Origin of the sequence: Afipia sp. OHSU_II-C1, from assembly GCF_000497575.1 — a bacterium.
Classification (GTDB): domain Bacteria; phylum Pseudomonadota; class Alphaproteobacteria; order Rhizobiales; family Xanthobacteraceae; genus Afipia.
On the sequence record NZ_APJI01000021.1, the window covers coordinates 18,430 to 31,101 of the forward strand.

A 12,672-nucleotide genomic window follows, 5' to 3' on the forward strand; every position below is an offset into this window, starting at 1 on the left:
CAGGATATGCTCCGAACTACCTAGGTCAGGTGGAAATCGTTCTGGTGCGTATGCAATTCTACCGATGAACTGAAGCGCGTCGTTATCGCGTGATCGTCATGGCTGGCGAAAAACTCGACGCTTGTCACGGCTTGAACAAGAGCGGCTACATCGCTCCCGTTACCGGACCACGATTTTTCGAACTGCGTGAAATCGGATGTCGAATGGCTGTGGTCCAAATTGCGACCGAGATCCGACCTGAAATCGAAGCTGTCCGCATCGCGCCCTCTCCCGGACGTGCTGCTCCAGTTAAATGTCACGCTGTAGCTGGTCGAGAAAGAGCTGTGATTATCGTGCGATGAATTCATCTGACTTGAATAGTCGACCACTGAGCGAGACCATCCAGTATGCATCTCCGTGTGGTCCGAACGATCGGAATCAAAATTGCTCGGAACAGGCGTCTGGGCTGATCCATGGGCGCGCATATCGCTGATGCCGCTTCCGCTATTTGACTCATATGTGACATGCTCCCTGTGAGATAATGAAGCTATGTCTGTCGACGAGTTTGGTCGATCGTCTCTTTCTGGTTTTGATTCATGGGAGCAGTTATCGCTGCAACCGGCAGAATCTATCATTTCCGATTTGTGACAATCTTCTCCCTGATTTTCCGAGGCGACGTCGCTAGCTCCTGTCACCGGTTCACGGTTGTCGCTTACTGTAGTCAAATCTTGGCCACTCAAGGCAATCGCACTGTCATCGTGGAAATGATGATGGTGCTGGTGACTTTCCGCGATCACGATATCGAACTGATCAACGGCTGTCGCATTGTGCTCGTCGCTCGCGATAACTTTGATATGGAGTACGCATTCTTCTCCCTTCGGCGGTGTTCCGGAAAACGTCATCGACACGGGATCGAACGTAAGCCAGCTTGGAAGTGGATCGCCGTTCGCCAACGTCGCACGGAAATTTAAGGTATCGTTTGCATCGAGGTCGGCAAACACGCACGCTGGGATGACATATTCGAATCTGCAGCCTTCCCTAGCCCGCTGGTCCGGAATAGGATGTTCGACGGTTGGCTTGTCGTTCAACCCATTGATGGTCAGCGTTAAAGTCTCAGGAACAATGGATGTTCCGGGCTGGCTATCGAACCCAATCGTATAGATTGCCGATTCCCCAACGCCCAAAAATGCAAACTGGCTCGCGTCGTATGTTACGACGCCCGTTGCAGGATCGATATGCACCAGGCTGGCGAGATTGACGCCCTGAGGGGCCGGTACAGTGCTTTCCACGCCGGTCACGCTACCAGTGCCTGATACATAGCGCCCTGTCGACTGATCTACCACCTGTCCATTGATTGAAACCGTAACCTGATCGCTGATGGCAAAATTCCGTTCAACGGGGCCTTGCGACGCCTGAACATCCACGACGTTTGCCACTGCAATCGCGCGCACCGCCGGAGCCGGGGGAGCATCCGGAAAAATCAGGAGATCCTGCGGCGTCGCCAGGGCCGGCGTAATAACAACGCCGCTTGCAAGAGCGATCAGGCCCGGCACACCGGACTCGATTCCTTGCGCAGAAGAAATCCCGGCAAAATTTGCAAGGGGGTTTACGCTGGAACCGGTTTTGTCGCCTCCCGGTCCGTTTGGATTGTAGTTGGGATAGTAGATCTGGAAAACCTGCTGAATAAGACCTCTCTCGCTTTGAATATCGGCAAGCGTCTTTAGCTGATCTATCGCGGAGACCGGCTGCCCTGCGCCGAGCGGTGTGACAATCGTGACGAGACCAGCGTGAGATACAACCTTGAGGAGCTCTCCGGTCCCCTTGTCGTAAAGATGAAACGATCCAATCTTTCCATCTGGCTCTTTGAGTACGGAGAACTTGCTCGGCCCATCGTCTGAGACGATTTCCACCATAACAGCCGTGCCCCGGATTCCCATTGTGGCAACCGGCGTTTCGACGCGCATGTTTCCGAATTTCGCAGTATGCCCGGCAACAAGGGTAATCGTGCCCTGTATCAGGCTTAAAAGCGACGAATTGGACGACCCGTTTGGATCATACGTCATCTCATCCAGAACAATGCGCGCATTCGATGCAAGTCCCAGCGCCGTGCCATCTACGAAGCTGATTCCAATCGTCGTGTCCGGACCGGTCTGGACGACGTCTCCCTTGAGAAGCCTGTCGCCCTGCTTTAGTTCGACAGGCACACCACTACGCGTTACGACTGCGGTGCCGCTCACCTTCGCGACATTTCCCACAGCAGCTACCGCGCTCGCAATCTGGTCAGCCTGAACGTACTGGACACGTGCCGTCATTGCTTCGATCACGCGCCCCGCAAGGCTCGCTCCTTCCGGAGACATCAGCGATGCGCGGTACTCGCCCTTGAAATATTCATGTACGGTGAAACTTTCCGGTCCGCTGGAAATAACCAGATCAAGGCCGACCCGATCGTAATGACCGGAAAACAACAGGCCGGCATCGACAAAGACTGCCGGGGCGCATACAGCGGGGCACTCAATTTCGTTCGCAGCAAATACGAACCCGTCAGAAACTACAGTCCCGGCCAACCCTTGCATACTGAGATTGCTGCTCATTTGGGTTCTGGTGCCTCGGTTTCTTGCCAGACTTGGCTACACTGCTGCTGCTTCACCCTGCGCTATACTGCCATTGATAACACGTCGTGTTTTCGGCTCCCGACCGTTCATCTGGGGTACGCTTTCCACTCGTCCAATAGCCGCGACAAGCGCCATATTGACGTCTTCGATCCGACCGAGTTTGACGAGTGTCGCCGCTAGACTGGAGAAGGCCTCCGGTAGATCTGGCTTCAATCGAATGACCTCTCGATAGGCGCTGACGGCTTCAAGATGGTGCCCCAGCGCATCACACGACTGCGCAAGGCAGAGCCAGGGTTTGTAAATCTCGGGTCTGATCCCGGTGAGCGTCTTGAAGAGCCTCTTGGCGCCGGCGTGGTCTCCCTTGCTGACCAACAGCTGACCGAGCCGGTGGATCGCATCGGCATTCTTCGGTTGGATCTCCATAATCTGCCGGTAGCCATGCTCGGCTTCCACGAGCTTTCCCTTCTGATGAAGCTCCGTCGCCTCTTGTAGAACGTCGGGGATGGTTCGTTGATCGAGCCTGCCGCCGAGATTCAGTCCATTCTTTGTGCCTATCATGACAAAACGAATGCGGCGCTCCTTCACACCGAATGAGTACTTGTAGGTTTCATTGCCGCGCAGAAAATCATATTCGGTAAATCCGTTCGCAATTGCATGCCGGATGCTATGGGCATGCAAAATTACACCTGGCGGCGGGCCATCGAATGTCTCATCTCGTCCGGTCATGTAAAACAGGAAAGAGCGTTTCCGCTTGTCGATCAGTGTCGCAAGCGCCGCGAGCGGTCGGTCTTCTTTCCAGAGTGTCGGCAAAAATAGAAGATCGGCCCTGAAGCTTCGCGTCAGCATGGCCCGATTAGAGCGTATCAGGGTATGAACCAGGTCGCCTTTTCGCGGCGTCCATTTAACCTCCCAGAATCGAAGCAATGTATTGAGATCTCGCTCAATCGTCTCTGATGTTGCGACGGTGATGCGGTACTCACCGGTTTCGTCAACAAGCCTCAACAGGCGTCGTATTTTCTGCCGGGTGTTCGCACTCAGCATATCGAGGTATGCATTCCAGTCCGGCGGAAGCGCCGCAAACGGACATAGATTATTGTCGATATTGTCGACCTTTCCGATGCGGTTGATCTCGCTGGTCTGGAAACTGGCTTTCGGAAAATGCGCCAACAGAAGTCGGATACGTGGCTCCGACATACGAATGTTTTCGAGGTTGAGGCGGGCCCAATTCATCCGCTTCAGATGCCGGGCAAATGCCGGAATGGCCTGATGCTCTAATCCCGGCGCGCAGAGAATGCCGGTGTAATCGGCGGAGAAATTACCGGCCATATTTAGTTCATTGTGGAAACGCGCGTTCTCCAGCTTCGTTTGGATACGCAACGGCAGAAATGCCACGTAAGGCGCATCTGCCTTTTCGCTCGCTTTTGCTCCAAGAACAAACCAGGGGCTGGAGATTTGCCCGAGCCAAGCCGAAAGCCATTTCCAGGACATGAACAACTGGGCATCCGGATCCGCGTCATAAACGGCGTTCCAGTTCTCTTCCAGCCGGGTGAAATCCGGTAGCGTGTTTATGACATCAATTCGCACGGTGTGACCTCGCTTGTGATGCTCAATACCTTGAACCAGCGCTTCAACCTTCCTCCGCAAACCTCGTTTAAGATCGCAATTTCCTTCCTCATCGCTCGCGGAACGCACGAGTCATACTGTCGTGGATCGGCTTCACGAGGTACTGGAAGAAGGTTCGCTCCGATGTCTTGACGTAGACTTCTGCCGGCATGCCTGGCGTCGGGCTGAATCCCGGAATGGTCGCCGCTTCATGGGTATTCAGCTTGACGCGGATGATATAGATATCGGTGGGTCCAACCTGCTGTGACTTCTTCTCGTCGGCCAGCGTATCGGCCGAGAGATAGATGACCTCTCCCGAAACCATCGGCGTGATGCGCTGATTCAGCGCGGTGAGTCGGACGGTTGCGTGCTGTCCGTGCTTGACGCTATCGATATCCTGCGGGCGCACGCGGGCTTCGATAATAAGCTCGTCCTTAAGCGGCAATATTTCCATGATGTTCTTGCCGGCTTCGATCACACCTCCTTGCGTATGATACCGCAGCTTGACGACGACACCCCTGACAGGTGCTGTGATGCGAATGCGATCCAGCACACCCTTCGCGCTCAGCATTCTCTCACGCACGTCGACCAGTTCACCGCGCACCTCATGCATCTGCTCGACTGCGGTCTTGATGGCGGTCTTCTTGACGCCGTTGATCTGTTCGAGAGATTTCGCGATACGCTCCTTGGCGTCGCCTATATCGCCCATGATCCGGCCCACTTCTCCCTCAAGGTTCGCTTGACTTCTTTGCAACAGCAAAACCTCCGGCTTCCTGACCAATCCGGTCTTCAGCAGATACTCTTTCGCCTCAATTTCCTCCTCAATGAACTTGATTTGCCGACGCACACCATCGAGTTGGACTCTCGATCCCTGAATTCTCTCGTTCAAGGCATTGATGCCCTCATTAATGCCCGCGATTTCACTGTTCATATTGTTCCTGCGGGCAGTAAAGGTTAATCGTTGGCTCTCCAGAATTTCCTTCACTTCGGGCTCGTTCAGCGTCTGATCCAGTTCATCAGGGAACGTGATCTCGGGAGCCTCGCGCATTTCGGCCTGTAAGCGGGCATCCATCGCCGTCAAGCGCGTCCGGCGAAGAAACAGCCGGCGTAATTCGGCACGCGGCGCGGTTTCATCCAGGTCAACCAGCAACTGCCCCTGTTCGACGATATCGCCCTCGCGAACGTAAATCTCTCGTATAACGCCACCTTCAAGGTGCTGAATAATCTTGTTTTGTCCCGTCGCGACGAATACGCCCGACGCAACAACAGCGCCCGCAATCGGAGCCATATTGCCCCATACGCCGAAACCCATCACCGCAACTGCCATGATGAGAACTCCGCCAATGGTCGGCAGCCGCGTCGACCGCGGAAGCGTATCGTACCAAGTTCCCCCGGTTACCTGTTCCTGCGCAGTGAGCTTTTTGCCTGACACCACAGCACCTCGACAGTCAGTTAAATGTCAATATCGGCCTCGCAGCAGCAATCGTCGTCAAGAATTCAGCATCGGCGGTCCATCGCCGCCATTCGGCTTGCGTCCGGAAATAAGCGGAATGATCTCATCGCGAGCACCGAACGCCTGAACCGATCCGTTGTTGAGAATCATGATCTTGTCGACGCTCCTGAGAAGCGCTGCACGCTGCGTAATGGTAACAACCGTTATCTGCTTCTCTTTGGCGCGAACGAGTGCCTTGGCCAGCGCCCTCTCACCATTCGCATCAAGATTTGAGTTCGGCTCATCGAGAACCATGAGGCGCGGATTTCCATAGAATGCGCGCGCGAGCCCAATTCGTTGTCTTTGACCGCCGGACAATGGGCTTCCGTCCATGCCGACAACGGTCTCATACCCTTGTGCAAAACTGGATATCATCTCATGGACATCCGCTGTTTCAGCCGCATCGAAGATGTCTTCATCGACCGCGTCCTGACGCATTCGAGCGATATTCGCCTTGATGGACGCGGGGAAAAGCTGGACGTCCTGCGGCAGATAACCGACGCTTTCGCCGAACTGCCGTGTATCCCAATTCCGAAGATCCATCATGTCCAGGCGTACATTGCCGGCCGTAGGGATGATTGAGCCCACGAGCATGCGTGCGAGCATGGTTTTACCTGTTCCGGAGTCGCCAACAATCGCCAGCGATTCCCCAGGCTGCAATTGGAAACTGATGCCGTTCAGAATGACCTTCTTGGTAGGCGGCGGAACGTAGAGAATGCGCTCGACGCTCAGGTGCCCCTGCGGACGCGGAAGCCGCAGCCGGTCCAGGTTCAACGGCGAATTTTGAAGGAGAGCTTTGACACGCCCGTAGGCTGAGCGCGCCTGTACAAAGCCGCGCCACCCCTCGATGGTCCCTTCCATTGGAGCGAGAGCGCGGCTTGCCACAATCGAAGCAGCAATGATCATGCCGCTGGTCAGTTGACTCTCCAGCGCCAGCCACGCACCCCAGCCGAGAATCGCGATCTGCGTACAGAGGCGCAAAAATTTCGAGATTCCGGTCATCATAATATTGAGATCCTGCCCGGCAACCTGTGCCTTCAGGGACTCGACTGTTTCGTGGCCCCAGACCTGCACACCTTCCGGGATCATCCCCATGGCATTGATGACCTGCGCGTTGCGAGCCATCGCTTCGGCCTGGAGATTCGCACGCGTTCCAAAAGCATTGGCGCGCGTAAACGGAATGGCTGTGATCTTCTGGTTGAGTATGGCGACAGCCATGAGGGCCAAGCCGGACGACAGAACAATCAGCCCGAGATGGGGATGAATCAGAAAGACCACAGCAAAATAGACAGGAGCTACCGGCGCGTCGAACATCGTGAGCAGCACCGGGCCGGTAATGAATGCGCGCAGGTGCTGGAGGTCCGCCAGCGTCTGAAACTCGCGGCTCGAACCGCCCTGTGCCGCTTTCGCGGCGGCGCTTAGGACAGGGCCGCCCAACCGCGCTTCGGTTTCTACGGCGACGCGCATGAGAATGATCCTGCGCATCATGTCCATGAGAACGTGCGCCGCAATCGCCACCACGACAATCATCGACAACATAACAAGCGTGTCGGTACTTCTGCTGGTCATCACGCGGTCCGACATATTGAAAAGGTATACCGGGATCGCGAGAACAAGGAGGTTGACCGCAACAGAGAATATTCCAACGGTCACAAGATTCCGCCGCGCGTTGGCCAAGCCTTTGCCGAGCACATCACGGAATTCGTTGTCGCTGGACCGTTTATGGAGAGGTGGAGAGCCTCCGCCTCCTCCACCGCCTCCACCGCCACCATTTGACGGCCCGTTACCACCGCCACCGCCTCCATTTACCACAGCTGGGACTGTTGCGCCGGCGTTGACCGGCGCTGGTGGGCGGGCCTCATTCTGTGGTTCCGGCGGTGTCTTCGCCACCTCCGGCGACACATGCTCATCCGATCGCTTGGCTGCGCTGTCTGCCGCTGACAACGCCTGCCGAATAGCAGCGGCTGTTGAGGATTGATCTCCTGCCGGTTCGGGAGCACGCGGCACGTCATTCGTGGCATCCGTTGTATCGTTCCGGACGGGGAACGGAACGACCTCTGCTGTGCGCAGTTTCGCGCTCTCTTCCTCGGTCAGGTGCGTCGATGCACCAATTTCGTTGTGAGGTTCGTTGTCGCCCCGTGCCATCAACCCCAGCCTCCGTAATACGTCGCTCTTGTTAACTAGATGCCTTCCTTCCGGTCCGCGCCATGCTGTTCAGTGCGTGACGCTGGCTATTGGATCTTCGTGCACGGGCGTGCACAGTATGGGCTGCGCCGCCGGCGTCTCTTCCTGACTCTCGTTGACGAAGGCGATCAACTCCGGAACCAGAGCTTGCGCATCCTGCGTCAGCATATGGCCTTTGTCGTCCGGCAGCAGATTTGCCTGCACGAGGATCGTATCGCCGTACACCTGACCGTTGACGAAAGTATTCGTCGCACCGACATCGATAATTGCGACGTCGTTGGTAAGAAGATTCTTTCCGGTTGTTACAGATTGGGACTCTGCGCCATCCGTATCACGCGCGAGAGCTGCGGCCGATGGTGGATCGAGGAACTGCATAACCATGTTGACGTCTGAAACGACATTCGTCTGCCAGACAGCGTTGAGATCGTAATAGTCGCCCTTGACATACAGCACGTTGAACACGCCGCCGGATCCGTCAATAAACTTTCCGTAGGATGGATCGAGTGTCGTCGTTCCGGCTCCAACCGCGGAGACTAGACTTTCGAGATTTTGATTCATCGGCTCGAAGTTATCGTCACCATAATTTTCGATTGTTGCCTTGTTGTTCAGCTCGTTTTGACCCGAAGCGACGGACTGTGACGGATCGGTACCGTCCGCAAGCATCTTTATAAAATCGTTGTTTAGAAGTAGGTTATTCTGGAAAATCACATTCATGCCGTGATAAGCGCCGGCAACAATGATCAGATCGTAGTGAATTGTTCCGTCGAACACCTCGGCTAAATTGCCCTGCTCGTTTCCGCCGCTGTATAGCTCATAGTGCGAGTCCGCGCTCTTTTGAACGACAATGTCGTTATCGAGCAGATAGTTCATCTGCACCACGGTGTGGATGCTGTAGTAATTTCCATCCACCACATCGACGTTCCAATGCGGTCCGGCAAAGGTCGCTTTCACGTCTGAGTAAATGCCGGGGTGCTGGACGAAGTCAGCAATATTATCCGTCAGATTGTCTCCCTTTAGGATTGAAAGGGGGTCGCCTCCGGCCATCTCGACATGATCATGATCAACAATCGAGTTGGTCTGAAAGATCGCATTGGTCTTAAAGTAGTCTCCCATCACGATCATCGAGCGTCCGGATTCGCTCAGATCGACAATCAGACTGGCGTTCCAGCTGTTGTTGGCACCGGTTTCTGCCCATTGTCCCAGACCGTTGCCGAGATCCGTCGCGGGCTCAGGTTGCGGAATCGGAGTCTCGTAAGGCGGAAGAGGTGCCGGATCCTGCAATACTCCATTCAGATAATAGCCAGGCTGAACAGAATGAGCTCCAGGCGCACCATCTTGAGAGACCTGATCCTCGTTGTACGTCGTGACGAACTCGGTGATGCCGGTTCCATTCTGGGGAATCCACCATTCCTTCGGAATTTGATCGTTGGCCTCGTCCGCCATTCTCTCAAGAACAGCCTCGCTGTGCTGCGCGATCAGATCAGACTGAGCTGCGACGAACGCAGCATCGAGAGGAAGGCCACAAACAAGGTCCTCGCCATGCGCCAATACAAGCAAATTGTCGTTGTCCACCATGAAGTTGTGTTGCTTGATCTCAAGCTCAGTCTGCTGGCCACCTTCCTGATGCTGGACGGTGATCTTGAACTCTGCACCTCCACCTCCACCGCCGGCGCCACGCGGCAGTGATAGCCTTGGAAGCCCAGCCAGCCCGTCAGAATCCAGATCCGGCTGTGGGGGCGACGGGCTGAGGGATTTTATCGGGAGGAGACGAGGAGTATGAAGCTCCTCAAATGGCGCAGGCTCCAGCGTCTTCAGGCCCTGGCTGTCGAGAGGGTCAAAAACCGGATCGCTTTCATAGTTTGGACGCGGCGTGACGTAGTCGTCTTGCAGATTTCGGAATGCCGAGGGATCGTAATCGATACGATCTCGCGCGATGTCATTTATGATCTGGAAGTATCCCGCGAAATGCCAAACTACTTCGGTTATGCCGCCGGGTACCATGGGAGCCTCCTATGTCAGGCTCAAGCAAGCGACGATCCTGCGGGGTTAGCCGCGAAAGCAAATCGTTCAATCGTGTGAAGTTCAAGGAAAACCCGCGCGGCGAACGCCGCGCGGGGAAACCCGTGAAATCAACCCAGATTATGGGAGTCGGTCCAGTCATCGCCGGCGATATTCGCGGTGACGCTGTTGAACTGGATGTTCGCACCCTGCGTGATGGTCTGGTTGAATGCGTCCTGCGTCAGAGCGGCGTCGGCGCTTGCAATGGCGCCCGTCGCGCTGTTGCCAGCCACGTCGTCGATCTTGGAGTCCATCTTGACGTCGCCGCCCTCGATCTTGGCGTCCATCGAGAAGCCGTGGCCATCATCGCCACCCTTGAAGGAAACCTTCGGATCGCACAGCGTGTCATTGTCCACCAGGTTGTTGACCTGATCGAGATTGAACTGGTTACCATTGCCGTCGAGCTTCTGGTTCACCACGTCCGGCATGATCACCGAACCATGAACATCGCTCAGGCACGACAGATCGATAACCGGGCTGCTGAGGCCGTCTGCCTTCAGGTCGAGGTCGACCTTGACGTCAACGTCAACGTTGACCTTGTTGTCGATGGTGTTTTCGACCTTGTTCTCGACCTTGTTGTCGAGGCTGTTGTCGACCTTGTTGTCGACCTTGTTGTCAAGGTTATTGTCGACCTTGTTGTCGTTGCTGTTCTTGTTGTCGTTGCTGTTCTTGTTATCGTTCTTGTTGTCGTTATCGCTCTTGGAATCGAGCGACTGAACAGCAAGCTGGGCCTGACCTTGGGCCTGTCCCTGCCCCTGAAGCTGACCTTGTCCCTGAAGCTGTGCCTGCAAATTGGCCTGCTTCTGATCCTGATCCTGATCCTGCTTCTGGTCTTGGTTCGGATCGTTCTTCTTTGGCTTGTGATAACCCATGACGAACTCCTATGGGATAAGGAGCATCTCGTCGCCTTGAAGATCGCTGATCTTCTACGTCTGCGATAATCAATGCGCTGCGATGCGGTTGATGTCGGTCTCCCGACTGCGATCCCCTCGCAATTATTTGCGAGACTCCGCATCATCAGCGTTACTTATGTGGAAGTCTTGGAATAGCCGCACATTCGAGCATCGCGCATCGTCTTAAGAATTAGACAAATGTCACCATTCGGTGCGAATTCGACGGCGCATACGTCATTCGGTCATAACCAGACTAATCCTATTGGCTTAGTCCGGCCTATTCGAATGGGTGAGAATTGGCCATAACCATCTTGCATGAGACAGCGGCCATAGAAATAGCCTACACCACAGCCCCCTGGAGCGCAGCGCGAAAATGAGCCGCCGAGCAGTTTGTCCACCGGGAATAGTTGATCACCGCCTTCACCCGCGACCTCGCTGAGTGGTCAGTCGCATCAGCGCGGTGGCTTATTCGTCGAAGCCAGGTGGCTTTCCAGACGCGGCAGAAAATCCCAGATATCACGGTTGATGCGCGTCATGTCCTTTGTCGCCTTCACCATGCCCTTCAGCCGCGCTTCATCCATCGGCTTCATTTCGCCAAACCGAAGGCTATCTTTGGTCTGCACAATCCGCATCGATTGCGTATGGGTTATCTGCCCGCTTGCATCGACGATATACATACAGTGATTGAATTCGTTCCGAACGTGGGTGGACTCATTGAAACGCTCAATGATCTTGGAAAGCGACTTTTCGAGATTAGGGTCCCGGATAGTGATCTTTGCCAAGCGCTGGATAAGGTCGAGCCGCGCGCGCGTTGTATTAAGCGTGGCGAAAGCCAGGGCGGCAGAGGCCTGGTCCGTTCGCAAAAGAAGCATGAGAACGTAAATGAACAGGCTCTCGTTGTTGGTCCAGCTTGAAACCAGGTTTCCGATCAGCGCCAGAATAAGTGTACGGCGGTCGGCTGATGCGGGCGCCGATGCCGCGAGCGCCTCGAAATCCGGCTTTTGCGGAAGCTGGCTGGACGTCATGAAGAAGTCCACTCCTGACTGGTCTGGAGCACCACGCGATTATTGAGGTATGATCCAGCAGGTCCTTGAACAAAACAAGGGCGGCTTTTGCATTCTGACACTTTTTGGAGACGTTACGGAGAGCAGCGACATGTGGCGCTGGGTCCTTGATCTGTCCAAAGTCCGCAGAGCACACAGGGCTGCTACCGCTGTGATCTCGCCGATGGTCGAAAAAAGCCGGCATCGGCTCGGCGGTATATCTGACCTTACATGGTCGGAACCGTATATGGTCGGCTTCATGGTCATGCTGATCACCATCGCCGCGAGGATCGAAGCCGGCAAGATCGAGGGCGAGGCTCTGTGCCGTGTGCAGGCGAAATCCTGGGAAGACATCACGACAATTCGATCCGGTCTGATCGGGGAAGAAGTGCTCTTGCTGAGTACGTCGCATAATCGAGACTTTGAAACCGGCTGCCGGAATGCGGTCGCGTTCGGCTCGATGCTTGTGGGGAATTCAATCCTCGTCGCCGGCCTGGGGAGCGGATGGCAGGATCGGCATCGCGACCTGCAAGATGCGGATTCCGACACGATGGCGGAGCGAGACGACGTGTCAGCCGCATGGGAACGCTTTTTCGATGCGCACGTCTCGATACATATCAGTGACATTATGGCAGAGCCCGGCCGAATTGTGCTCTGAAGTTCCCTCGCGGAACCCGCGATGAGGTGCCTAGAACAAGCGATCAACTTTCAAATCGCAAGTTTTGTGCAGCGCGATGAGCCTCCACACAAAAACGTTGCAGGATTGCAAAAAAAGAGGACTATATTGAGTATTAGAGGCAAATTGATCG

Annotated in this window: 8 protein-coding genes; 1 reads left to right on the forward strand and 7 read right to left on the reverse strand. The window is 55.2% G+C overall.

What is annotated here, in order from left to right; all coding sequences use genetic code 11:
• Positions 1–20: 20 nt before the first annotated feature.
• The 7 genes from I554_RS0121635 to I554_RS0121665 form a co-directional block, all read right to left on the reverse strand.
• Positions 21–2,570, reverse strand: coding sequence for a putative Ig domain-containing protein (locus tag I554_RS0121635; protein WP_244432822.1), 2,550 nt, complete (start codon positions 2,568–2,570; stop codon positions 21–23).
• 36 nt (positions 2,571–2,606) lie between these two features.
• Positions 2,607–4,283, reverse strand: a complete 1,677-nt coding sequence (locus I554_RS0121640; protein WP_244432823.1) for a GNAT family N-acetyltransferase — start codon at positions 4,281–4,283, stop codon at positions 2,607–2,609.
• Positions 4,264–5,520, reverse strand: coding sequence for an HlyD family type I secretion periplasmic adaptor subunit (locus I554_RS0121645; protein WP_244432824.1), 1,257 nt, complete (start codon positions 5,518–5,520; stop codon positions 4,264–4,266). Before I554_RS0121645 ends, I554_RS0121640 begins: the two co-directional genes overlap by 20 nt.
• Positions 5,521–5,682: 162 nt before the next feature.
• The gene (locus I554_RS0121650) at positions 5,683–7,830 is read right to left on the reverse strand and encodes a type I secretion system permease/ATPase (protein ID WP_024575865.1); all 2,148 of its coding nucleotides are present in this window, start codon (positions 7,828–7,830) and stop codon (positions 5,683–5,685) included.
• 69 nt (positions 7,831–7,899) lie between these two features.
• The gene (locus I554_RS0121655) at positions 7,900–9,870 is read right to left on the reverse strand and encodes a hypothetical protein (protein ID WP_024575864.1); all 1,971 of its coding nucleotides are present in this window, start codon (positions 9,868–9,870) and stop codon (positions 7,900–7,902) included.
• Between the two features lie 128 nt (positions 9,871–9,998).
• Positions 9,999–10,799 carry a hypothetical protein gene (locus tag I554_RS0121660; RefSeq protein WP_024575863.1) on the reverse strand — a complete coding sequence of 267 codons (801 nt, stop codon included), beginning with the start codon at positions 10,797–10,799 and terminating at the stop codon, positions 9,999–10,001.
• A gap of 473 nt (positions 10,800–11,272) precedes the next feature.
• Positions 11,273–11,845: a hypothetical protein gene (locus I554_RS0121665; RefSeq protein WP_024575862.1), complete on the reverse strand. Its 573-nt coding sequence runs from the start codon at positions 11,843–11,845 to the stop codon at positions 11,273–11,275.
• Between the two features lie 49 nt (positions 11,846–11,894).
• Here I554_RS0121665 and I554_RS0121670 point away from each other — a divergent pair, with 49 nt between their 5' ends.
• Complete coding sequence (locus tag I554_RS0121670; protein ID WP_244432825.1) at positions 11,895–12,521, forward strand: hypothetical protein; 627 nt, start codon at positions 11,895–11,897, stop codon at positions 12,519–12,521.
• Positions 12,522–12,672 lie beyond the last annotated feature (151 nt).